The organism is Teichococcus globiformis (assembly GCF_042646265.1).
Taxonomy (GTDB): Bacteria; Pseudomonadota; Alphaproteobacteria; order Acetobacterales; family Acetobacteraceae; genus Pseudoroseomonas; species Pseudoroseomonas globiformis.
Genome location: NZ_JBHRTN010000010.1, coordinates 324,337 through 345,538, shown reverse-complemented (window position 1 = coordinate 345,538; position 21,202 = coordinate 324,337). Strand labels below are relative to the sequence as shown.

Genomic DNA, 21,202 nt, shown 5'->3' with positions numbered 1-21,202 from the left:
GCAGCAGGACGATAGGACGTAGCTCCACATCGGCCGCACAAGCACGCCATCAACCAGCAGGGCAGAACCTACGAGGGGTGGTGATGAAACGGCCATATCAATGGCTTGTGACAAGGAGCCGCAGATGGCTTGGGATGATACCACTGCACGCGGCGCCCTGGAGCAGCTTTTCCAGGCTGCCATTCAGGCCGCTGATCCCAGAACCATTTTGAAGGCGCATCTTCCCGAACTTCCCAGAGGCAAGATCATCGTTGTCGGTGCGGGCAAGTCGGCCGCCGTCATGGCATCCGCTGTTGAAGAGGCGTGGCCCGCCGTTCCTCTGACCGGACTCGTCGTGACACGGTACGGACACAAGGTACCCACTAGCAGGATCGAGGTGGTCGAGGCTTCCCATCCGGTTCCCGATCAGGCGGGCGCAGACGCGGCCGCAAGGATCCTCCAACTGGTGAAAGGCCTTACGGCCGACGATCTAGTTCTGGCATTGATTTCGGGTGGCGGATCGTCCTTGCTCGCCCTTCCGGCGCCTGGTTTGTCCCTTCAGGACAAGCAGGATGTGAATCGTTCATTGCTCGCCTGTGGCGCCACGATCCACGAGATGAACTGTGTCAGGCGGCATCTTTCCGCCATCAAGGGTGGGCGGCTTGCTGCGGCTGCTTATCCAGCGCGAACAGTGACCCTGGCGATCTCGGACGTGCCGGGTGACGATGCCACAGTCATTGCTTCTGGCCCAACCGTGGCTGACCCGACGACCTTTGCCGAGGCGCGGGCGATCGTGTCCCGCTACGGCATCACCGTTCCTGAAAAGGTTCGCCTGCATCTCGAGCGCGGTGTGGACGAGACGCCGAAGCCCGGCGAAGAGGTGATCGGGGCAGCTGAATTCCGCCTTATCGCAACGCCGCAGATGGCGCTGGAGGCCGCAGCTCAAGAGGCCCGGCGACTAGGCTTGACGCCGCTCCTCCTGGGCGATGCGCTCGAAGGTGAGGCAGCGATCCTTGGCACGGTGCTGTCAGGTATGGCCCGAAGCGCACGGATTCATGGACACCCTGTTCATGGTCCTGCCGTGCTACTTTCGGGTGGCGAGACGACGGTGACCATTCGGCCCGACACGCCCCGAGGCGGACGGGGAGGCCGCAACACTGAATGCCTGCTGAGCTTCGCTCTGGCCATGCAAGGCATGAAGGGCGTCTGGGCACTGATGGGCGATACCGACGGCATCGATGGCTCGGAGGACAACGCCGGCGCCATTGCAATGCCCGACACCCTGAAGCGGGCGCACCAGCTTGGGCTCGATCCACGCCAACTCATGACGTCACACAACAGCCATGCCTTGTTCCACCGTTTGGGCGATACCATCGTGACGGGACCGACACTGACCAATGTGAACGACTTCCGCGTCATTCTGATCGCCTGACGAAGCACTGGGTTCTTCCGTCCATCTGTTCCGCGGGCCGCATCGCCCGAGCTTGAAGGATCACGCCTTGCCGCCCCGCATCCCGATTCGCCGTCGCCGCCGCACCAAGATCGTCGCAACTCTCGGACCGGCAAGCTCCACACCAGAGGTCATCGAGCGCCTGTACCGGGGCGGTGCCGATGTCTTCCGCCTGAACTTCAGCCATGGCAGCCACGAGGATCACGCCGCCCGAATCAGCATGATCCGCGCCCTGGAGAAAAAGGTTGGTCGCCCCATCGGAATCCTTGCCGACGTGCAGGGGCCTAAACTTCGTGTCGGGCGCTTTCAAGGCGGCCGCGTGCAGCTTCAGACGGGCCAAAGCTTTCGGCTGGACATGAGTGCTACGCCGGGCGATGTACGCCGCGTGCAACTCCCGCATCCTGAGATCATGGCGGCGGCCCGCATCGGCACGACCTTGCTGCTGGATGACGGCAAATTACGACTAAGAGTGGTCCACAAGCGGGATGACCATTTGGAGACGGAGATTCTGGTCGGGGGTCCGCTTTCGGACCGGAAGGGCGTCAACGTACCGGACGTGGCCCTGCCTATCCCGGCCCTGACCGAGAAGGACCGGGCTGACCTGGATTTCGTTCTACCGCTCGGCATCGAATACATCGGCCTGTCTTTTGTGCAGCGGCCCGAGGATGTTGCCGAAACGAAGGCGATCGCCGACGGACGGGCCTGGGTCATGGTGAAGATGGAGAAGCCTCAGGCCGTCGAGAACCTGGAAGGTATTCTGGATTTGACGGACTGTGTCATGGTCGCCCGCGGCGATCTGGGTGTGGAATGTCCTCCGGAGGAGGTTCCTTTGATCCAGAAGCGCATTGTCCGGGAAGCACGCGCCCGCGGTCTTCCGGTTGTGGTGGCCACCCAGATGCTCGAAAGCATGATTTCCGCACCAGCCCCGACCCGCGCTGAGGCCTCCGACGTGGCGACAGCCGTTTTCGATGGCGCCGACGCCGTCATGCTGTCCGCCGAAAGTGCGGCCGGACAGTTCCCATTCGAAGCCGTCAACATGATGGACCGGATCCTGTCCCGTGTGGAGCAGGATGGTGGATGGCGCCAGATCACTGATGCCGCGAGGCCGGCGCCAGAAAAGAACTCGGCCGGAGCCATCGCCGCCGCCGCACGTCAGGTAGCTGAAACGATCGACGCCGAGGCCATCGCCACGTTCACTGCCACAGGCTCAACCACTCTGCGGGTTGCACGAGAGCGGCCTTCAAGCCCCATTCTTGGTCTGACAAGCAGCGAGGCGACAGCACGACGCATGGCAGTGGTGTGGGGCGTTCACCCCCTGCCCTCTGCCGAGCCGCACTCCATGACGGACATGGTAGCGAAAGCTGTTCGGGCTGCGCAGCTGGAAGGCTTCGCGCAATCTGGCGACGAAGTTGTGGTTACCGCCGGCGTTCCGTTTGGAACACCTGGCACTACGAATGCCTTGCGGGTGGCTGTGGTCAAATAAAGCATAGCAAGAATGCTCGTGGTCAGATGGCTTGGCCGCGAGCCGCTTGCGTGAGGCGGCGAAGGCGCTCCTGCCCGCCACTCATTCGCGGGTGAATGGCGAGCGCTTCCCTCATGGACCGCAGCGCGCCCTCGGCATCACCCGCTTGTTCCTGAACATTCGACAGAACAACCAGCGCCCCGAAATGGCGTGGCTCTTGGGCCAATGCCTGACGAAGATCCTTCAAGGCAGCGCCATGGTCACCCACCGCGATCTGCGCTTGCGCTCGCAGGAGCCAAGCTTCTGCGAATGCAGGATCAAGCGTTAAAGCCGCATCAAGGTCCTCAAGCGCGTCTGCCGGCGCTTCTGCTTGCAGGTTGCGTTGCGCCCGGCTCAGCAACAAGCCGACCGCAGGAGACGCTGCCTGTGCCCAGAGAGCCCGGATGCGGCTCTCCAATGCAAAGGCGGCGACTTCATCGGGCGCTGTTGGCAGAGCATCAAGCAGGCGGCCCACCTCCGCCCTTTCCGAGAGCCGCGATGGGGGCGTCTGAGCATGCGCTGTCGGCAGCAAGCTCGCCACCGCCAGGGTAATGCAGACTGTGAGAGCCTGGAAACTGGGCGTTCTCAGCATGGCTGCAGGTTTGGCGCCGAAGGCCGACAGCGCAAGAAAAAAGGGGTTGCGATTAAGAGAATGTCGACCAACGCTGCGGAAGCGGTGCCTACCCAGCATATCCCTGTCACCGGTCGAGCTTAAGAACGTTGTTCCGGATGTCGCGTTGTCGGGGATTCGCTTGCTGGCCCGAAGCGAGGCTGCATCGAGATGGAGAAAAGAGGCATGATGCATCTGACGCGCCGCGCTGGCCTTCTGGGTCTGTGCACGGCCTTTCTGCCTGTTAACAAGCCCAATGCACAGGGTCAGGCCGTCCGCATTGGATCGAAGCTGGACACCGAGGGCGCTCTGCTCGGCGAGATGATGGCGCAGATCCTGGAGGCGAAAGGAGTGCAGGTACAGAGGCGGCTGCAACTCGGCCCGACCCGGATTGTCCGGCAGGCGCTGCTGAATGGCGAAATCGATCTTTATCCGGAGTATACTGGCAACGGTGCCTTCTTCTTCCAGATGGAGGACGACTCTGCCTGGCATGATGCACAACAGGCGCTAGCCAAGGTCAGGGCTCTTGATGCTGAGCGCAACGGCATCGTCTGGCTGGATCCGGCCGCCGCCAACAACACCTGGGCGATCGCCATCCGCGCCGACGTCGCCCGCTCGGCCAAGCTCGGCTCCCTGGCTGACCTGCCGCAGCATCTTGCCACCGGAGGTGCCTTCAAGCTTGCCGCCTCTGCCGAATTCGTCGAGAGCCCAGCGGCCTTGCCGGCATTCCAAAAAGCCTATGGCTTCGCTCTCCAGGCCGATCGGCTTCTTGTGCTCTCTGGTGGCGATACAGCTGTGACGATGCGTGCCGCTGCTGAAGGACTGAACAACGTCAACGCCGCCATGGTTTACGGCACGGACGGTGCTATCTCTGCCTTGGATCTTGTGGTTCTCGATGATCCAAAGGGCGCTCAAATCGTTTACCAGCCCGCACCTGTGCTGCGGAAAAACGTGCTGGATCGCCATCCGGACATGCAATCCTGGCTTCGACCGGCGTTCGCGTCGCTGGATCTCCGCACACTCCAGACGCTGAACGCAAAGATCGTAGTCGAGGGACAGGCTGTGGGAGCAGTCGCGACAGCGCATCTTCGCCAGAACGGCCTTTCAGGGTAGGCCTTGGTGGGCCCTTCATCAGCGGCGCCGCATCAGGCAGGCTCTAAACGCCGCTGGCCGATCGAAGCGTCGGTAAGCTTGGTTCTGGTTACACTTGCCATCGCTCTGCCGAACGTCGTTGGCTGGCTTTCGCTGGCGCCCAATAGGCTGCTTAGTCCCCGCATTGTGCCGTTGCCTACCTCCTCGGCCCTGTTATCAGGCTTAGGCGCTTTCATGGTTCTCAGTGTCGCGGCATTGATCGCTGCAACCCGGCCCAAGAGGCTCCTGCACGCCGAAGCACTGATTGCGGCAGCCGCAATCAGTGCTCTTGCCCTTCTAGGCGGAGGAGCTACAGAACTGTTGAGCAGTGCGGGACCCAATGCTCGCGTTTCGCCTAGTTGGGCAAGCTGGACAGCTCTTCTGTGTCTCCTGCTGGCTGCATGGTGCTGTGCCATCGCTCGTGGAGGTAGCCCGGGCCTGTTTGTTCTTGTTCTTCTCCTTGGCACAGCAATCCTGCTTGCGTCGGGGCTGTTGAGCAACCTGTCCTTGGTGCGGGAGGCGGCTGCCAGGAGGTCCGAGCTACAGGCGGCAACCTGGCAGCATCTTGCCCTGTCCGGAGGGGCATTGATGCTGTCGCTCGTCATTGTTGTGCCTTTGAGTCTCCTTGCATTGCGATACCGACGCTTCGAGGTTTTGCTCACGACGTTCTCGCGCGGCATTCAAGTTGTCCCGTCGATTGCCCTTTTCGGCCTGCTCATGGGTCCGCTCGCCATTCTTGCAAATTTAACCCCTCATCTGCGCCAATGGGGCATCAGTGGTATCGGTCCGGCCCCGGCGATGATCGGAATTGCGGCCTATCTCCTGCTACCGCTGGCAAGTGCGGTTTTGACGGGGATCAGAGTAGCCCCGGCTACGCTGGTCGAAGCTGCCAAAGGGCAAGGCCTCTCACCTGTTGCGATCCTCTGCAAACTTCAGCTTCCGCTCGGTCTCGGCGTCCTGGCAGGTGGATTGCGCGTTGCCGCCGTGCAGGCGGTTGGCCTTGCGGCGCTCGCGGCGTTGATCGGGGGTGGCGGATATGGAACCCTTATTTTCCAGGGTATCGGTCAGCTGGCGACCGACCTCATCCTGCTTGGAGTGCTCCCGGTGGTTGCACTTTCCCTGATGGTCGATGGCCTCCTCAGTTCCGCGCAGACCGCCTTGGAAGGATCAGCATGATTACCTTCGACAAGGTTTCACGGCGCTACGGAGATCGGGTTGCCGTGGATCACGTGGAGTTAGAGGTCCCGGACGGAGAGATCTGTGTTCTGCTGGGGGAAAGCGGCTCCGGCAAGTCAACGCTCCTCCGCATGGTCAATCGCCTTGTGGAGCCAAGCAGCGGCTTGGTCCTCGTTCAGGGGCAAGATGCCCGGAGTGTTCACCCGCAACAACTCAGGCTGAAGATTGGGTATGTTATCCAGTCGGTCGGGCTGTTCCCGCACTGGAGGGTCGAGGACAACGTCGCCACCGTTCCCCGGCTGTTGAAGTGGCCACCCAGAAAGATCTCAGAGCGCACAGATGCGCTTCTGGACCTGGTGGGCTTGCCGCCGAAGCTTTTCCGCACCCGTTTCCCCCATGAGCTATCGGGCGGGCAGGCCCAACGGGTCGGCTTGGCCCGGGCACTGGCTGCGGATCCACCGCTGCTCCTGATGGATGAACCGTTTTCTGCCCTGGATCCGGCCACCCGCCGAGGTCTCCAAACATCACTCCGGCAGATCCACCAAGAAACAGGGAAAACGATCCTATTCGTCACGCATGACGTGGAAGAAGCAATCGTCCTGGCGGATAAGCTTGCTGTCCTGGATGATGGCAAACTGGTCGCGCAGGGCCGTTCCCGCGACCTTCTTCGCCCTGATGCGCCATATCCGGTTCGTCAGTTATTTGGTCAGGAAGCCATCGCTTTCCACCGGCTTGCAACAATTCCGGCGCAGATGCTGGCTGAACCCGGCGACTACGGCATGGCTCCGGTTCTTGAGCCGAATGCTTCGCTGAAGCAGGCCTTGATGATGATGCTGGCTCAAGGCGCTCCTGCCGTAAAGGTCGCAGAAACAGCATCGACGCCGGGCGGCACTGTGCAGTGGAGCAGTCTTCTGGAGCGGCTTTGATCAGGCTCATGCTGAGCGGCGCTGGGCTCGCAGCAATGCTCTGGCTGCTTCCGCGCTCAGGTCCCTTGTGGCTGACCGTTATGCCGGAGGTCAGCCGACCCGTCTGGACCAGTCAGGAATGGTTCAGTCTTCTGCTCCAGCACGTCATGCTTGCCGTTGGCGCCGCGAGCATCGCAGCTGGGATAGGCTTCACCATTGGCGTTATTGCAACCGGGAGGTTGGGAAAGCCCCTCCGGCCATTGCTCGACTCCCTGTTCTCACTGGCTCAGGCCATTCCACCGGTGGCCGTGATTGCCCTGGCGCTGCCTTCGCTCGGCTTCGGCGTCCCGCCAACGCTGCTGGCATTGGTTCTGTATTCCACCCTGCCCGTCATGCGCAGCGTGACTGCCGGGCTGGAGGCTGTTCCTTCCCACATCATTGATGCAGCCACCGGTGCTGGGATGAGCAATCGGCAAGTTTTCATAAAGGTTCAGCTGCCACTGGCCATGCCCGTCATCCAATCCGGGCTGAGGGTCTCGGTGACGTTGGCCATCGCGACGACGGCGGTTGGAGCAGTGGCGGGCGTGAACTGCCTTGGGACTCCTATCGTGACCGGGCTTGCCAATGGCAATCCGGCCTGGGTTCTGCAAGGTGCGCTCGTTACCGCCTGGTTGGCCCTTCTGGTTGATCAATGCTTGGCGATCCTGCTGAACCGTCCAGGCCAAGCCGGTTGACGCACGCTGCGCTAGATGGCGAAGTTCAGCGCTTCCGGGGTCGGCCTGCGCAGCCCATGCGCTGCCGCTTTGCGCAACATTTCGGCGACTGTGCGCTGACCCAGGGTTTCCAGCATTCCAGCCTCCAGTTCATCCCAGAGAGGACGAACCACAAGCGCCTGCAGAGGCGAAGCGCTCTCGACCGGATCCTCGCTCTCGCCGTCTCCTCCGTTGATCGCTGCAACCACCTCCGCAAGGGTGATATCTCGCGCAGCCCGCCCTAAACGGTAGCCTCCCTTCGGACCGCGCGTACTCCCAAGAATGCCAGCGCGCGACAAGGATTGTAGGACGGGCTCGATACCGCGCCGAGCTTCACCCAAGCGGTCAGCGATATCGCCGGCCGGAACGGTTGAGCCGCGGCCCGCATGGAATGCCACGTCCAGGACGATCGATACCGCCGTCATGGCCCGGTCCCGGCGAAGCAACATCGTCATTCACCCTCTGAACTACGCATCACGGACGTGATATAGCCTCAGAATGCCCGAAGGAAACACCTCTCCCGCCTCTTGCTCTGGCCGGATGCATGAAAGCATCCTCTCCACTGTCGGCAACACGCCGCTGGTAAGGTTGCCACGCCTCGAGACAACGCATGGTCTCCAAGCGCACCTTGCCTTGAAGCTGGAGTTCTTCAATCCGCTTGGCTCCGTGAAGGACCGGATCGGTCTGGCCATGATCGAAGCCGCTGAGCGGGAGGGCTTGATTGAACCAGGCCGGTCGATCCTGGTGGAGCCGACATCCGGCAATACTGGGATTGCCCTCGGTTTCGTCGCAGCTGCCAAGGGCTACCGGTTGATTGTCACCATGCCCGATGGAGCAAGCATCGAGCGGCGGAAGATGCTGCGGTTGTTGGGCGTTGAGGTCGAATTGACGCCGGCCCGGGAAGGCATGAGTGGTGCCATCTCACGGGCAGAAGCCATCATCAGATCCACTCCTCATGCCTGGATGCCCCGCCAGTTCGACAACATCGCCAATCCCGCCGTTCACGAAACCCAAACGGCTGAGGAAATCTGGCGGGACACAGGAGGCAAAGTTGATGCTGTTGTTGCCGGCATCGGCACTGGCGGAACACTGACCGGGATTGCACGAGCGCTGAAGCCGAGGCTCCCTAACCTCCAGATCGTCGGGGTGGAGCCTGCAGAGTCGGCTGTCCTGTCCGGCGACGATCCAGGGCCGCATGACATCCAGGGGATTGGTGCCGGCTTCCGGCCCAGCATACTTGAGCTGGACAGAATCGACATACTCAAGCGTGTGACGGAGAGAGAGAGCTTTGCCGCTGCACGACTCTGCGCTCGCAGTGAAGGCCTACCGATCGGGATTTCTTCGGGAGCGGTGCTGCATGCAATGATGGAACTTGCGGCAGATCCTTGCATGAAGGGCAAAATAATCGTCGGCATCGCTGCCTCTTTTGCCGAGCGGTATCTGTCTACAGATCTCTTCGCTGGTTTGTAGCGTAGCCAGCACCTTCATGGGCGGACAAGATTCGCCCAGATATCTTAGCCAGATGTGAGATGATCTGGATTGATGGTCGGAGCGGCGGGATTTGAACCCACGACCCCTTGTCCCCCAGACAAGTGCGCTACCAGGCTGCGCTACGCTCCGTCGCGAGCGGGAATAGCACCGGCTCCGCCCACCCTCAAGCCCTTCATTCCAGGGATTCTGGTGCTACCTCATCGGGTAGATGCCAGCTTTCGAAGGTCAGCCGCGATAGACTCGAGGTCGGTGATGATGCGTCGCAGCGGCGTGAGGTCAGTGTCTGTCGGGCTAGCGACGTCAAAGTCGGCCTCAGTCCCTTCGTGGACGTCTGGGTCACCGTCGCGCAGTAGGCGCTGAACACCCTTGATCGTGTAGCCCTGCGTGTAGAGGAGGTCGCCGATGCGGCGGAGAAGTGCAATGTCCTCAGGGCGGTAATATCGTCGTCCGCCGCCCCGCTTCAGCGGCTTCAATTGTGCGAATTTGGTTTCCCAAAATCGCAGAACATGCTGGGGGATCTGAAGGTCCTCAGCCACTTCGGAAATGGTCCTGAAAGCGGTGGGAGCCTTCCGGACGCGCCCACCCGTCTCAGCGGCCTCAACGTCATGCTGCATCGGCTGCACCCCGTCATTCATGCTGGCAGTCCTTGAGGGTGACGAAGACCATCAATCGTCATGATCCGGCACCACAGCTTCGCCGTTGAGGCGAGCCTTGAGGACCTGGCTGGGACGAAAGGAAAGAACACGGCGAGGCATGATCGGCACCTCGACTCCGGTTTTCGGGTTACGGCCGACTCGCATCCCCTTCTGGCGAACGGAGAAAGTTCCGAAGGCTGAGATCTTCACGGGGCGGCCGGCTTCCAACGCGGCAGACATCCGCTCCAGTACATCTTCCAGCAATGCGGCGCTCTCGTTACGGGAAAGCCCGACCTGGGCGTAAATGGCCTCGGCCAGTTGCGCACGGGTGATGGTGTTCATGACCGAACCCGGCCCATTCGGCTTACTCCTCGCAACCCCTTCTTCTAACAACAAAACCGGTATGGTTGCCGGAGGTCAATCGCGAGCATAACTGTGGCTGAAAGGCTTCAGCCACATGATGCATTTTTGCCACAAGCTGAAGCAGGACCCGCAACTCAGTGGCCGTTGGCAGACGCCGTGGCCCTCAGCAATTTCTCGATTGGGTCCCAGCAAAATGCGGTCTGGGGAACTCCTTTATCATCAACTCGAACCTTCCCCGACGCCACGGTTCGACCTTCCAGTCTTTGATAAAACCAACGCGAAGGATTGTCGCTCAAGACCCAAAGCATGGCTGAACTGCATCCAATTGCCGCCAGATGCGCGGCCGTGGCGCGCATCAGCCTGCGACCGATCCCTAGGTCGCGCCAATCTTCCTGGACGTAGAGCGTCTGGATCTCACCTTCAGCATCGAGCCCTGACCAGCGCTGGCGGCACCTGGCTCCTGAGGCAAAGCCGACAATCCGGGAACCGGTCTGAGCTGGTCCATCGGGGGCGACCGCGACGAACAGGGCCTCACCGTTCCGCCGCTCGATCATGCCACGCTGATAACCTGCGGCGATTCGCATAATGGACAGGCCGGACAGGTAGGTCCCCGGCAGGATGCCTGCATAGGTATTGCGCCAACAGTCAACATGAACTTCGGCAATCGCAGTGGCATCGGCCGGACGGGCTCTGCGGATGCGGATCATCAGCCCGTCTCCTCTGAAGGCGCTTCACTACAGCGCTCGTTCAAGCCCTTCGTTTCAGCACCCCGGCAAAGAAGCCGTCGGTATTATGGCGGTGCGGAGCCAGTTCCAGCCAAGGCCCCGGGCACGGGGGAGATGGAGCATTGCTTCCACTCCATGCGCCGGCCCAGACTTCCTCCAATGGAAGTGGCGCAAAGTCAGGCCTACGCTCCAAAAAGCCTTCAACCTGCATGCTATCTTCTTCGGGAAGAACTGAACAGGTCGCATAAACGAGCCTCCCGCCAGGACGCACGAGGGCTCCTGCAGTATCCAGGATGGCCTTCTGCTTGCTGACCAGTTCCTCCAGATCACGATTCTCAGTGCGGGTCCGTGCATCCGGATTGCGACGCCAAGTGCCTGATCCCGTGCAGGGCGCATCCACAAGGACAACATCGAACTGCTCCCGGCGCCGCTTAGTCCAGCGGTCTCCAGGCGTAAGGAGATGGCATTCTGCATTATTCACCCCGGCACGGCGGAGACGGGCCGAAGCACCTTCCAATCGGATGGCTGAAACGTCGCAGGCGATGATACGACCACGATTCTGCATCATCGACGCCATAGCCAAGGTTTTGCCCGCCGCACCTGCGCAGTAATCTGCCACGCGCATGCCGGGCGACGCTCCGGTCAACAGAGCGATCAGCTGGCTTCCTTCATCCTGGATCTCCACCCAGCCTTCCTTGAAGGCCTTGGAGTTCAGGATCGGACGCCGATCCGGAATGCGCAGGCCCCAGGGCGAGTACTGCATGGGTTCGCAGGCGATCCCTTCCGCCGCCAGAGCCTTCGCCGCCTCGTCCCTGGTACAACGAAGCAGATTGGCACGCAGGTCGAGCGGGGCTGGCCATTCCATAGCAGCCGCGGCCTCAGCCAGTTCCTCACCAAATCTCTGCCGATATCCAGGCAATGCCCATTCAGGAACGTTGAGCACGACGGATTCCGGCATCTCCGGCTGGATAAGCCTACCCTGCGCCAGGGCACGCAAGACGGAGACCTCCTCCACAGCCAGGGGATCCGGATTGAAACGGCCACCGGAGAAACCCTGCTGTACCTCCTGTTCCGACCAATGCTCCGCGAGGAGAAGATGGGCCACAACCAAGAGCCTGGAGGTCGCCTGTGTTCCCCTTTTCTCTATATGCCAGTCGAGCCGGAGCTTTTGTCGCAGAATGCTCCAGCTACGTTCCGCGATAGCTCGGCGATCGCCGCCACCGATGTACCGGCGCGCACGGAAAAACGCATTGGCGGTTGCGTCGGCAGGACGACGCGGCGCCCGCGCCACTTCGTCCAGCAGCGTAATGGTTGCCGCGATGCGGGCAGCAGGCGTCATGGGCGGCTAGGCATCCGTGTCTCTGGAGGCCTAACCATCTTGCCGGTAATTGGGAGCTTCGCGCGTGATAGCGACGTCATGCACATGCGATTCCCGCAGTCCCGCCCCCGTAATCCGCCTAAAAGTGCAGCCCTGCTGCATTTCAGCGATGGTCGCGTTGCCGGTATAGCCCATGGCGGAGCGCAACCCGCCAACAAGCTGGTGGATGACGTTGCCGACCGCACCCTTGTAGCCCACCCGACCTTCAATGCCTTCCGGCACAAATTTCAGGCTGTCCTGCACCTCGGCCTGGAAGTAGCGATCGGCTGAGCCGCGTGCCATGGCGCCCAGGCTGCCCATGCCACGGTAGGATTTGTAGGAGCGCCCCTGGTACAGGAAGACCTCGCCCGGAGCCTCGTCCGTGCCCGCAAACATGCTGCCGAGCATCACGGTATCTGCACCGGCAGCGATTGCCTTGGCGATATCGCCAGAGGAGCGGATGCCGCCATCGGCGATGGCCGGCACACCCTTTTCATGCGCAGCGGCCGAAGCCTCCATCACGGCGGTGAGCTGCGGCACGCCCACGCCAGCAACGATTCGCGTGGTGCAGATAGAACCCGGACCAATACCAATCTTCACTGCATCTGCCCCGGCTTCAACAAGCGCCGCAGCGGCCTGCGGCGTAGCGACGTTGCCTGCAATGACCTGAACACTGTTGGACATGCGCTTGATGCGCTCAACCGAGTGCAGCACTCCTGCTGAATGCCCATGTGCCGTATCGACTACGATCACATCAACTTCGGCGTCGATCAGCGCCTGTGCTCGGCGAAGACCTTCTTCTCCGGTGCCCGTCGCTGCGGCGGCACGAAGCCTTCCAAGGGCATCCTTGGCGGCATTCGGATTGGCCTGGGCCTTGTCCATGTCCTTCACGGTGATCAACCCGACGCATCGGTATTGATCATCGACCACCAGCAGCTTCTCGATGCGATGCTTGTGAAGCAGAGCCCTTGCCTGATCCGCGGACACATCCGTTGTTGCGGTGACGAGGTTCTCACGCGTCATCAGCTCGTAGACGCGTGTGCCAGGGTCAGTGGCAAAACGAACATCGCGATACGTCAGAATGCCCACCAGACGCTTATTGTCGCGCTCGACCACCGGGATACCGCTGATCCGGTGCGCAGCCATGAGCGCGCGTGCATCGGCAAGTGTCTGATCCGGGTGAATGGTCAACGGGTTGACCACCATTCCGCTTTCGAACTTCTTCACCTGCCTGACGGCGGCGGCCTGCTCTTCCGGCGAAAGATTCTTATGAATCACGCCGATCCCGCCAGCCTGGGCCATGGCGATGGCCATCGGCCCTTCCGTCACGGTGTCCATCGCTGCCGAGAGGACCGGCATGTTCAGGGTGATCTCGCGGGTCAGCCGAGTACGGATGTCCGTCTGGTTCGGCAGAACGGTAGAGTATCCTGGGACAAGCAGGACATCATCGAATGCATATGCTTCGGCGATCAAGATGCGAGGTAATCCCGCACCATCAGCCGCACCGTTGGTCTGGGAATCTTCGGAAGCCATGGCGGGAGCCTTTCGCGGAAACTCTTGGCGGGCAGTCCGCTGCCTTGGCGCTCCCCCCTACTCCACAACGGCCATTCGCCGCAAGGACTCAGGGGAGCTCACGCTGGGGGTCAGCCTTGCGCACCTGAATAGCGGTGGGCGTTATCGCCCCTGAAGCCGGTCGCGACGACATACATCTCAGCACTGTCCTTACGGCTCGCCGGAGGCTTTGCATGCCGAACCACTTGGAAATCGTGCTTCATCTGGTTCAGCAGGTCCTTTTCGGTGCCACCTTGGAAAACCTTGGCAACGAAGCTTCCTCCAGGCACAAGGACCTTGGCGGCGAAATGCAGCGCCAGTTCCACCAGGCCCAGGATCCTGAGATGATCGGTCGCGTTGTGCCCGGTCGTATTCGGCGCCATGTCCGACATCACCAGATCCGCAGGGCCGGACAGAGCTTCCAGAACAGCGCGTTCCGTATCTTCCTCCTGGAAGTCTCCTTGCAGCAGCGTTGCGCCGGCGATCACATCCATGGGCAGGAGGTCCAGGCCTACCACCCGACCATTCTCACCTGCGCGTTGAACGGCAACCTGCGTCCAACCTCCAGGAGCAGCACCCAGATCGACGATGCGCTGACCTGGACAAAACAAGCCGAATCGTTCGTCGAGTTCCAGGATCTTGAAAGCAGCCCGGGAGCGCCAGCCGGCCGCTTTGGCAGCCCTGACATATGGATCATTCAGCTGACGTTCCAGCCACCGCTGACTTGCCGTGGTACGGCCTTTGGCGGTTCGCAAACGGGTCGTCAGACCCCGGCTGGCATCCTTGGGTGGCTTCACGACGCTACTAAACTCCCGAGTCTCAATAGACGATCCAGCACACGCCGCCCCCGGACACCTTAGAATGGCGGCGAGGAATGGAGACGTGTTAAGGAACCGCGTTCCCGAATCAGACGCAGCAACATGCCTTCGCGTAGTCCACGGTCTGCCACCGTGATATCCACCGATGGCCAGATGCGTCGAATGGCCGCGTAGATGGCGCAGCCAGGCAACACGAAGTCGGCACGTTCCGGACCGACACACGGGTGCTCCCGCAAACCGTCCCGTCCAAGGCTGAAAAGGTCCCGCAGCGCTTGGTCGGCCATATCCGTCCGCAGAACACGACCATCTATAAGGTGGCGCGAGTATCGCGGCAAAGCCAGCGCCACACCGGCGAGGGTCGTGACCGTGCCGCTGGTCCCCATCAGGCGGACACCTCCGTTCCGGATCTCACGGCCAATGCTATGCACGGCATCGAAACGTGCCAGTTCGTTCGCCACCTCATCGACCACTTGGCCAAATCCGTCAGAAGTGTAGCAACAGAGGCCAACCCGTTCAGCAAGGGTGACCACTCCCAGGGGCAATGAGATGTAGCCTATGAGGTCAGCCTCTCCCCCGCCGCGATGCCGAACCCAGGCAACCTCAGTGCTGCCTCCGCCGATATCAAAGAGCAGGGCCCTTCGGTCCTGCTTGCGCAGAAGGGACGCGCAAGACTCTACCGCAAGCTCGGCTTCTTCTCTTGGCGAGATAATGCGGATCGGCAACCCGGTTGCATGGCGGGCTTCCGCAATGAAGGCTGCACCGTTGGCGGCCTGCCGGCAGGCCTCGGTCGCCACAGCCAGCAGCCGCTCCAAGGGACGCCTCATCAGCTTTTGCGCACAAACCTCCAGCGCGGCAATTGCGCGGTCCATGGCATCGCCCGACAAGCGGCCATGCTGGGCCAGCCCCTGCCCTAATCGAACCACACGGCTATAGCTGTCGATTACCCGGACGCCACCGCCGGATGCCCGTACTCCAACCAGAAGTCGGCAGTTATTTGTACCCAGGTCGATTGCCGCGAAAACACCGGACTGCCGCGCTTGAGAAGAACGTGAAGCGCAGCGGGCAGGCAGACTAGGCTGTGGTTCTTGCATCAGGATTAATACCGCCCCGCTCAACAGCGTAGAACGTTCCGGGACAGGCGTCACCAGGAAGCAGAAGCCGTGATGCATCGCCAACAGTCAACGGGACGCCTAAAAAGCTGCCATCACCATCTTGCGGCAACGAAGTTCGAATGCTAAACGCCGGCCGCGCCGTTGGGGAATAGTTTAACGGTAGAACTCCCGACTCTGACTCGGGCAGTCTTGGTTCGAATCCAGGTTCCCCAGCCATCTGCTTTCTACAATCATTCGCTGAAGCGTCGCCAACTCGGCAACATTTTGCCGGGCTCCAGCTATGGCGACATGTCGTGTTGCGAAGAGGATGTTCCTTGCAAGCGCCAGCTTTGAGCTGCCGCGTCCATCCCCTTCTCCGCACCAAGTCTTCCCTCACCAGCACGCCAAAGTTTTTCCTCGCCGCATTGTGGCAGTAGTGACCTGTCGATGAGCGTGGCGAAATGCGGTCTCCCATCATTTTCCCTCGCTGGAACAGAAGCATTGTTTTCAGAAGGCGTCTGTCTGCCGGCCTTCGTGTGGTCACGCCTGATTGAGGCAGAAAAATGGTGCCTTAACCCACATTGGGGCTGAAATGTGGCGTGGCATGCCTTAAGTAAGGCGGTGAAGAGACGTTAGTCGGAGGGATTCATGTTCAAGCGGAAGAACGCTGCTCGGGACAATGTTGCTGACCAGCCGTCGAAGTCGGGCATCAAAGACGTGCCGAAGGCTGAGACCATCAGGGTCGAAGGTTCCGACGTTAATCTGTCGTGGAATTCCTGGGGTGACCGCAACCCTCTGAGCTTCGGATCATTCGGTCGCTGGTGAGCGTCATCTCGGCTTTATGGTCATCGCCTCAGCACAGGGGTCCGGCTCTCGAACCTGCATAAGAACTGTGGCGCCTGGGTAGCTACGGCCTCGGTTGGGTTTCTGGCGCGCTCGCGCTACCTTCCCCAGAACCTGAATCGCCGACCGTAGGCCCATGAGATGACCGCATTGAACTTTCATAACAGCGCCACCCGCGGTCGCGAGGAATTCGTACCGCTGGATCCGCAACATGTGCGGCTCTATGTCTGTGGTCCCACGGTGTATGACTACGCGCATCTGGGAAATGCCCGGCCCGTCGTTGTGTTCGACGTTCTGGTGAGAGTGCTGCGGACGTTGTTTCCCCAGGTCACCTATGTCCGGAACATCACAGACGTTGAGGATAAGATCAACGCTCGTGCTCGGGAGAATGGCGAAGAGATCGGCGCCTTAACGGCCCGTACCACAGCAGATTTCCACCACGATATCGCTGCGCTGAATTGTCTGCCGCCCGACGAGGAGCCCCGGGCCACAGAAAACGTCGATTCGATGCTGACATTGATCGGGCGTTTGATCGAGAACGGGCACGCCTATGTGGCCGAGGGCCATGTCCTATTCGCCGTCAACAGCTTTGAGGCTTACGGGTCCCTTTCCGGCAGATCAACTGATGAGATGCTGGCCGGAGCAAGAGTGGAAGTTGCTCCTTATAAAAAAGAGGCGGGTGATTTCGTCCTCTGGAAACCCTCGGCTGGTGATGAGCCTGGCTGGGCCAGTCCCTGGGGTCGCGGGCGTCCAGGCTGGCATATTGAGTGCTCTGCCATGTCGTGGCGCTACCTTGGAGTTGACTTTGATATCCATGGTGGCGGTCATGATCTGCTTTTCCCCCACCATGAGAATGAAGTGGCGCAGTCAGTCTGCGCCTTTCCCGGAAGCCGGTTCGCCAAAGTCTGGCTGCACAACGGCATGATCCTCGTGAATGGCGAGAAGATGTCCAAGTCTTTGGGCAATTTCGTCACGATTCGTGACCTGCTGTCGCATGGTCCGTGGGCCGGAGAAGCTTTCCGCCTGCTTCTTCTTAAAACACATTATCGGAGCTCTTTGGACTTTACTTTGGAGCGGCTCCAAGAGGCTCGGGTCGAACTGGACGATTTCTACAACCTCCTGGCGCGTGACCTGCCGGATCCTGACCAGGATGATCCCGTGGTGGAAGCCATGGTCAACTGGGCATCCGAGCCCCTGAGAGACGACCTGAATACCCCTCTCGCCATCGCTCGCCTTCGTGATCTACGCACTTTGGAAAATGTAGCGACGGTGGGCGGATCGGCTGCTGCGGTCTTGTCCCGCATCGGGAAGGACTGGCAGCCCCAATCTGGCCAGGCTGGTGAGGCTCTGAAGAGAGCCGCCAAGCTGCTAGGTCTCCTCTACACTGACCCGCAGATCTGGCGCAAAGGTGCAGCCTCGGATGACGCAGTTATCGAGCAGGCTATTGCAGCAAGGCTTGCCGCACGAGCTGCGAAAGACTGGATCGAGGCTGATCGTATCCGAGCTGAACTTTTGACAAAGGGTGTCGTGCTGGAAGATGGCTCGACCGGAACCTCATGGCGACGAGTGTCAGGAGGCCCCTTATCCTAAGGACCGTAAGACCGGTTCTGCCTCTGCGCAGGCCGCAGCCGCAAAGCAGCCACTCTTAGGGTCACGAGGGCAGCACCGGCGCACGCTACCCATAGAGCCGGTCGCCAGCCGAAGGCTGGCTCTACATTCGCCCGCAAGACTAGCAGGAATGGAGCGCCGCTTGCCAAGCCATACCATGCCGCTTCAATTATCGCGGTGGCGAAGCACGCCATAAGAGAAAGCAGGGCAAGTTTTCCGATTCCAAGCGAGCCAGCGTTGCGGCTTAAGACACGATAGCCCATGAGCCAAATAAAAAACCCAGTCATAAGCATCGCTTGAGACACATCAATCTTTGACTGCAGAGTAAAGTGGATCAGCGCCAGTATACCGATCCCGTATGAAAGACGATGTACTCTGCGCCAATTCTGGCCGCCGAGCCGTCTGATCCATCCGTTCGTGGAGGTAACACCAAGAAGAAGAAGTCCGGAAAGCGCAATCGCACCGACGGTCAAATAAACTCGTGTCCCGATTTCCCAGGCCACAACCAGGAGGCGCCAATTCTGGTCTGCGGCATACAAAAGAAGATGCAGCATCGCATAAACGGCAGCTGCTACTCCAACCATCCTCCGCACCAGCATCAAACGCGGCCAATGCAAGATCTGGCGCAGTGGAGTTACCAACAGGGACAAGAGAAGGCAGCGCAAGGACCACACGCCGGTGGAGTGTATGGCCTCTACAACAGGTCTACTGCCCAAAGCTCCTTGCGCCGCCTGCAAGCCAAGCAAAAGCGCAGGCAGGCAGAGTGCTATGAGCACGCCGATCTTCAACGGCGATACAACACCACCATGGTCCCGAAAGATGGATGTCCAACCGCTCTTCTTCAGCGCCATGCTCTTTTTAATTCCGCTCTTTGGAAGGCGGCCGATCATGGCGCCGCGGGACAATCCATATCTTTCCAGCGATCCTGCCACCCCTTTCTTTGCATGGCCATGACCGCTATCCGACGCTTCAACTTCAGCGCGCTCAGGAACAGCATCATGACAGGTCGTGACACTGGTGCCGATTTGAAACCGATGCCAGGGGAGAGCCCCGTGGTCGTCCTGGTCCGCCCCCAGCTTGCCGAAAACATCGGGACCGCCGCCCGCGCCATGGCCAACGGAGGATTGTTTCATTTGCGGCTTGTTGCGCCGCGGGATGGATGGCCCCTGGAGCGTGCCTGGAACGCCTCGTCAGGTGCAGGCCGTATCCTGGACTCTGCCACCGTTCATGCAACCGTGGCTGATGCGGTCGCGGATTGCCACCGGGTCTTCGCGACCTGTCCGCGCCCTCGCCACATCATCACGCAGATCAGAACCGCTCGTGCGGCTGCCGAGGAGCTGGTGGAAGTCTGCCAAGGACGTGGGCTCCGTAGTGCCGTCCTCTTTGGACCTGAGCGAACAGGGCTCGACAATGACGACATGGCTCATGCCGATACATGGGTGCGGTATCCGTTGAACCCCGACCATATGTCCCTCAACCTTGCGCAAGCCGTGATGATCCTGGCCTATGAATGGTGGAACAGCGCGGAAGATCGTACACCTCCCCGCCAGTTCCTGACCCACGAAACCCGTGTGGCCACGAAAGGCGAGTTGGAAGGCTTCCTATCTCGCCTCACCAATGAGCTTGATGCTTGCGGATTCCTGGACAATCTCGCCAAAAGGCCGGGGATGGTGCGCAATTTGCGCCACTGGTTCCAGCGGGGCGAAGTGACCGAACAGGAACTTCGTACCCTTCATGGTGTGGTAACCGAGCTTTCCCGCGGCCGTATGCTTCGCGGTCGTCCCGTGTAGAAGCCTAGCGGCATTCAGCCATCGGCACCCACTCGCCGTGTCATAGTCCTGAGCGTTACGAACTCCTCCGCAGCAGTCGGATGAATGCCGATCGTGCGATCGAAATCCTCCTTCGTGGCACCGGCTACGATGGCAACAGCGATTCCCTGCATGATTTCCGCAGCGTCGTCGCCCAGCATGTGGGCACCCACCACACGTCGGCTCGGCACAGAAACAATGAGCTTCATCAACGTTTTGCGCGGTTGCTTGGAGATGGTGTGACGCATCGGTGTGAAACGCGCGACGTAGACCTCGATCGGGCCATCCGCCGCAGCAGCTTCTTCCGTCAGCCCCACCATCGCGGCTGGAGGTGAGGTAAACACCGCCGTCGGAACATTCTGAAAGTTCGCCCTTCGAGGCTTTCCGCCGAACAGAGTGTCCGCCAGTGCATGTCCAACTGCTGTAGCAACCGGCGTCAGGTTCAATTGGTCGGTCACATCGCCGATGGCAAAGATATGGGCCTGCTCGCTGGCTTGCTGAATTGTCACCGGGATGCAGCCGGATCGGCCGAGGTTGATACCTGCGTTCTCGAGCCCAAGCCCCCGGGTATTAGGTTGGCGACCAGTAGCAAAGATCACCGTGCCTCCCGCCAGCGTGACGCCGTTTTTGGTGGTGACGATTACACCCCCCTGGTCGTCGCGATCCAAGCGTGAAGGAGCATCGCCAGGATGGAGGCGGATCCCCTGAAGCTGAAGTGCCTCGGCCATTGCTTCGCGAAGCTCCAGGTCAAAACCGCGAAGTGGCAGGGACTGCCGGTACAAGAGGTCGACCTCTGCACCAAGGCCGCGAAGGAGGCTGGCGAACTCCAGTGCGATGTAGCCTCCACCGATCACCGTAACCTGGCGCGGCAACTCCTTCAGTTCGAAGAGATCATCCGATACCAGCCCCAGCTCTGCACCGGGAATCTCTGGACGCATCGGGCATCCGCCTGTTGCCACAACAATCCGCTCGGCAGTGATACGTTTCCCACCGACATCAAGCGTGTTGGAATCTAGGAAGCGGGCCCTGGCATCATAAGTGGTTACGCCCGCCCCCTTGAGAAGACGATCGTAGATTCCGGATAGGCGCATCACTTCATGGTCGCGTGCAGCAGCCAGCCCAACCCAGTCGTGGCGGCCGATCTCTGCTTTGGGCCAGCCAAAGGCAGGTGCCTCCCTGGCCCACTGTCCATACTCAGCAGCATGGACCATAATTTTCTTCGGCACGCACCCAACATTGACGCAGGTGCCGCCCCAGAAGCGTTCTTCCGCTATGCCGACCCGGGCCCCATAGCCGGCCGAGATCCGGGCGCAGCGAACGCCTCCCGATCCGCCCCCGATGACGAAGAGGTCGAAATCATAGTGGTTCATTCGCTACGAGCCCCTTATTGCCCATCGAGAGCAGGCAA

Annotated in this window: 20 protein-coding genes, 2 tRNA genes and 1 pseudogene; 11 read left to right on the top strand and 12 right to left on the bottom strand. The window is 60.7% G+C overall.

Annotated features, from left to right (window positions below):
* The first annotated feature begins 124 nt into the window (after positions 1–124).
* A complete protein-coding gene (locus tag ACFOD4_RS12465) occupies positions 125–1,411 on the top strand; it encodes a glycerate kinase type-2 family protein (RefSeq protein WP_379596848.1) in 1,287 nt (428 codons plus the stop codon).
* Positions 1,412–1,478: 67 nt separating this feature from the next.
* Positions 1,479–2,912, top strand: coding sequence for a pyruvate kinase (gene pyk / locus ACFOD4_RS12460; protein ID WP_379596846.1), 1,434 nt, complete (start codon positions 1,479–1,481; stop codon positions 2,910–2,912).
* A 22-nt stretch (positions 2,913–2,934) separates the two neighbouring features.
* Here pyk and ACFOD4_RS12455 read toward each other — a convergent pair whose 3' ends face one another.
* Positions 2,935–3,735, bottom strand: a complete 801-nt coding sequence (locus tag ACFOD4_RS12455) for a tetratricopeptide repeat protein (RefSeq protein ID WP_379596844.1) — start codon at positions 3,733–3,735, stop codon at positions 2,935–2,937.
* On the opposite strand from ACFOD4_RS12455, the gene osmF reads away from it, so the two are divergent.
* The 4 genes from osmF (at position 3,712) to ACFOD4_RS12435 (ending at position 7,486) form a co-directional block, all read left to right on the top strand.
* Positions 3,712–4,653: a glycine betaine ABC transporter substrate-binding protein OsmF gene (gene osmF / locus ACFOD4_RS12450; protein ID WP_379596843.1), complete on the top strand. Its 942-nt coding sequence runs from the start codon at positions 3,712–3,714 to the stop codon at positions 4,651–4,653. The two genes, ACFOD4_RS12455 and osmF, sit on opposite strands and share 24 nt — an antisense overlap.
* Positions 4,654–5,259: 606 nt before the next feature.
* Positions 5,260–5,847, top strand: coding sequence for an ABC transporter permease subunit (locus ACFOD4_RS12445; RefSeq protein WP_379596841.1), 588 nt, complete (start codon positions 5,260–5,262; stop codon positions 5,845–5,847).
* Positions 5,844–6,773 (top strand): ABC transporter ATP-binding protein, encoded by a 930-nt coding sequence (locus tag ACFOD4_RS12440; RefSeq protein WP_379596839.1) that lies wholly within the window; start codon positions 5,844–5,846, stop codon positions 6,771–6,773. Before ACFOD4_RS12445 ends, ACFOD4_RS12440 begins: the two co-directional genes overlap by 4 nt.
* 8 nt (positions 6,774–6,781) lie before the next feature.
* On the top strand, positions 6,782–7,486 hold the full coding sequence (locus tag ACFOD4_RS12435) for an ABC transporter permease (protein WP_379596838.1): 705 nt from the start codon (positions 6,782–6,784) through the stop codon (positions 7,484–7,486).
* An 11-nt stretch (positions 7,487–7,497) separates the two neighbouring features.
* Here ACFOD4_RS12435 and ACFOD4_RS12430 read toward each other — a convergent pair whose 3' ends face one another.
* Positions 7,498–7,953, bottom strand: a complete 456-nt coding sequence (locus tag ACFOD4_RS12430; RefSeq protein ID WP_379596836.1) for an RrF2 family transcriptional regulator — start codon at positions 7,951–7,953, stop codon at positions 7,498–7,500.
* Between the two features lie 49 nt (positions 7,954–8,002).
* Between ACFOD4_RS12430 and cysK the strand changes: the two genes are divergently transcribed.
* Positions 8,003–8,974: a cysteine synthase A gene (cysK, locus tag ACFOD4_RS12425; protein WP_379596834.1), complete on the top strand. Its 972-nt coding sequence runs from the start codon at positions 8,003–8,005 to the stop codon at positions 8,972–8,974.
* A gap of 73 nt (positions 8,975–9,047) precedes the next feature.
* On the opposite strand, the gene ACFOD4_RS12420 is transcribed toward cysK, so the two are convergent.
* From ACFOD4_RS12420 to ACFOD4_RS12385, 8 genes and pseudogenes are all read right to left on the bottom strand, one after another.
* Positions 9,048–9,124 (bottom strand) — tRNA-Pro (locus ACFOD4_RS12420).
* 209 nt (positions 9,125–9,333) lie between these two features.
* Positions 9,334–9,609, bottom strand: a pseudogene (locus ACFOD4_RS22105) (MerR family transcriptional regulator); the annotation flags it as partial.
* Positions 9,610–9,660: 51 nt separating this feature from the next.
* The gene (locus ACFOD4_RS12410; RefSeq protein ID WP_379596830.1) at positions 9,661–9,972 is read right to left on the bottom strand and encodes an integration host factor subunit alpha; all 312 of its coding nucleotides are present in this window, start codon (positions 9,970–9,972) and stop codon (positions 9,661–9,663) included.
* A 155-nt stretch (positions 9,973–10,127) separates the two neighbouring features.
* Complete coding sequence (locus ACFOD4_RS12405; protein ID WP_379596828.1) at positions 10,128–10,700, bottom strand: GNAT family N-acetyltransferase; 573 nt, start codon at positions 10,698–10,700, stop codon at positions 10,128–10,130.
* Between the two features lie 40 nt (positions 10,701–10,740).
* Positions 10,741–12,057 carry an RsmB/NOP family class I SAM-dependent RNA methyltransferase gene (locus ACFOD4_RS12400; RefSeq protein ID WP_379596826.1) on the bottom strand — a complete coding sequence of 439 codons (1,317 nt, stop codon included), beginning with the start codon at positions 12,055–12,057 and terminating at the stop codon, positions 10,741–10,743.
* 30 nt (positions 12,058–12,087) lie between these two features.
* Entirely contained in the window at positions 12,088–13,608 is a 1,521-nt protein-coding gene (guaB, locus tag ACFOD4_RS12395; RefSeq protein WP_379596824.1) for an IMP dehydrogenase, read from the bottom strand.
* A gap of 110 nt (positions 13,609–13,718) precedes the next feature.
* Positions 13,719–14,423, bottom strand: a complete 705-nt coding sequence (locus tag ACFOD4_RS12390; protein ID WP_379596822.1) for an RlmE family RNA methyltransferase — start codon at positions 14,421–14,423, stop codon at positions 13,719–13,721.
* A 59-nt stretch (positions 14,424–14,482) separates the two neighbouring features.
* Positions 14,483–15,535, bottom strand: a complete 1,053-nt coding sequence (locus ACFOD4_RS12385; RefSeq protein ID WP_379596980.1) for a Ppx/GppA phosphatase family protein — start codon at positions 15,533–15,535, stop codon at positions 14,483–14,485.
* 163 nt (positions 15,536–15,698) lie between these two features.
* Here ACFOD4_RS12385 and ACFOD4_RS12380 point away from each other — a divergent pair.
* The 3 genes from ACFOD4_RS12380 (at position 15,699) to cysS (ending at position 17,968) form a co-directional block, all read left to right on the top strand.
* Positions 15,699–15,772 (top strand) — tRNA-Gln (locus ACFOD4_RS12380).
* Positions 15,773–16,183: 411 nt separating this feature from the next.
* A complete protein-coding gene (locus ACFOD4_RS12375; RefSeq protein ID WP_379596821.1) occupies positions 16,184–16,360 on the top strand; it encodes a hypothetical protein in 177 nt (58 codons plus the stop codon).
* A 159-nt stretch (positions 16,361–16,519) separates the two neighbouring features.
* Entirely contained in the window at positions 16,520–17,968 is a 1,449-nt protein-coding gene (gene cysS, locus ACFOD4_RS12370; RefSeq protein ID WP_379596819.1) for a cysteine--tRNA ligase, read from the top strand.
* Here the strand turns inward: cysS and ACFOD4_RS12365 are convergent.
* A complete protein-coding gene (locus ACFOD4_RS12365; RefSeq protein ID WP_379596817.1) occupies positions 17,965–18,876 on the bottom strand; it encodes a protein-methionine-sulfoxide reductase heme-binding subunit MsrQ in 912 nt (303 codons plus the stop codon). The two genes, cysS and ACFOD4_RS12365, sit on opposite strands and share 4 nt — an antisense overlap.
* A gap of 108 nt (positions 18,877–18,984) precedes the next feature.
* On the opposite strand from ACFOD4_RS12365, the gene ACFOD4_RS12360 reads away from it, so the two are divergent.
* Positions 18,985–19,776, top strand: coding sequence for an RNA methyltransferase (locus ACFOD4_RS12360; RefSeq protein WP_379596815.1), 792 nt, complete (start codon positions 18,985–18,987; stop codon positions 19,774–19,776).
* A gap of 14 nt (positions 19,777–19,790) precedes the next feature.
* Here the strand turns inward: ACFOD4_RS12360 and gorA are convergent, their stop codons facing one another.
* The gene (gene gorA / locus ACFOD4_RS12355) at positions 19,791–21,164 is read right to left on the bottom strand and encodes a glutathione-disulfide reductase (protein WP_379596813.1); all 1,374 of its coding nucleotides are present in this window, start codon (positions 21,162–21,164) and stop codon (positions 19,791–19,793) included.
* Positions 21,165–21,202: the final 38 nt, after the last annotated feature.

What these genes read in the sequence shown, in the direction of transcription:
- ACFOD4_RS12465 (WP_379596848.1), top strand. Translation starts at nt 125, where the DNA reads ATGGCTTGGGATGATACCACTGCACGCGGCGCCCTGGAGCAGCTTTTC.
- osmF (WP_379596843.1), top strand. Translation starts at nt 3,712, where the DNA reads ATGGAGAAAAGAGGCATGATGCATCTGACGCGCCGCGCTGGCCTTCTG.
- ACFOD4_RS12455 (WP_379596844.1), bottom strand. Translation starts at nt 3,735, where the DNA reads ATGCATCATGCCTCTTTTCTCCATCTCGATGCAGCCTCGCTTCGGGCC.
- ACFOD4_RS12445 (WP_379596841.1), top strand. Translation starts at nt 5,260, where the DNA reads ATGCTGTCGCTCGTCATTGTTGTGCCTTTGAGTCTCCTTGCATTGCGA.
- ACFOD4_RS12440 (WP_379596839.1), top strand. Translation starts at nt 5,844, where the DNA reads ATGATTACCTTCGACAAGGTTTCACGGCGCTACGGAGATCGGGTTGCC.
- ACFOD4_RS12435 (WP_379596838.1), top strand. Translation starts at nt 6,782, where the DNA reads ATGCTGAGCGGCGCTGGGCTCGCAGCAATGCTCTGGCTGCTTCCGCGC.
- ACFOD4_RS12430 (WP_379596836.1), bottom strand. Translation starts at nt 7,953, where the DNA reads ATGTTGCTTCGCCGGGACCGGGCCATGACGGCGGTATCGATCGTCCTG.
- cysK (WP_379596834.1), top strand. Translation starts at nt 8,003, where the DNA reads ATGCCCGAAGGAAACACCTCTCCCGCCTCTTGCTCTGGCCGGATGCAT.
- ACFOD4_RS12410 (WP_379596830.1), bottom strand. Translation starts at nt 9,972, where the DNA reads ATGAACACCATCACCCGTGCGCAACTGGCCGAGGCCATTTACGCCCAG.
- ACFOD4_RS12405 (WP_379596828.1), bottom strand. Translation starts at nt 10,700, where the DNA reads ATGATCCGCATCCGCAGAGCCCGTCCGGCCGATGCCACTGCGATTGCC.
- ACFOD4_RS12400 (WP_379596826.1), bottom strand. Translation starts at nt 12,057, where the DNA reads ATGACGCCTGCTGCCCGCATCGCGGCAACCATTACGCTGCTGGACGAA.
- guaB (WP_379596824.1), bottom strand. Translation starts at nt 13,608, where the DNA reads ATGGCTTCCGAAGATTCCCAGACCAACGGTGCGGCTGATGGTGCGGGA.
- ACFOD4_RS12385 (WP_379596980.1), bottom strand. Translation starts at nt 15,535, where the DNA reads ATGCAAGAACCACAGCCTAGTCTGCCTGCCCGCTGCGCTTCACGTTCT.
- ACFOD4_RS12375 (WP_379596821.1), top strand. Translation starts at nt 16,184, where the DNA reads ATGTTCAAGCGGAAGAACGCTGCTCGGGACAATGTTGCTGACCAGCCG.
- cysS (WP_379596819.1), top strand. Translation starts at nt 16,520, where the DNA reads ATGACCGCATTGAACTTTCATAACAGCGCCACCCGCGGTCGCGAGGAA.
- ACFOD4_RS12365 (WP_379596817.1), bottom strand. Translation starts at nt 18,876, where the DNA reads ATGATCGGCCGCCTTCCAAAGAGCGGAATTAAAAAGAGCATGGCGCTG.
- ACFOD4_RS12360 (WP_379596815.1), top strand. Translation starts at nt 18,985, where the DNA reads ATGACAGGTCGTGACACTGGTGCCGATTTGAAACCGATGCCAGGGGAG.
- gorA (WP_379596813.1), bottom strand. Translation starts at nt 21,164, where the DNA reads ATGAACCACTATGATTTCGACCTCTTCGTCATCGGGGGCGGATCGGGA.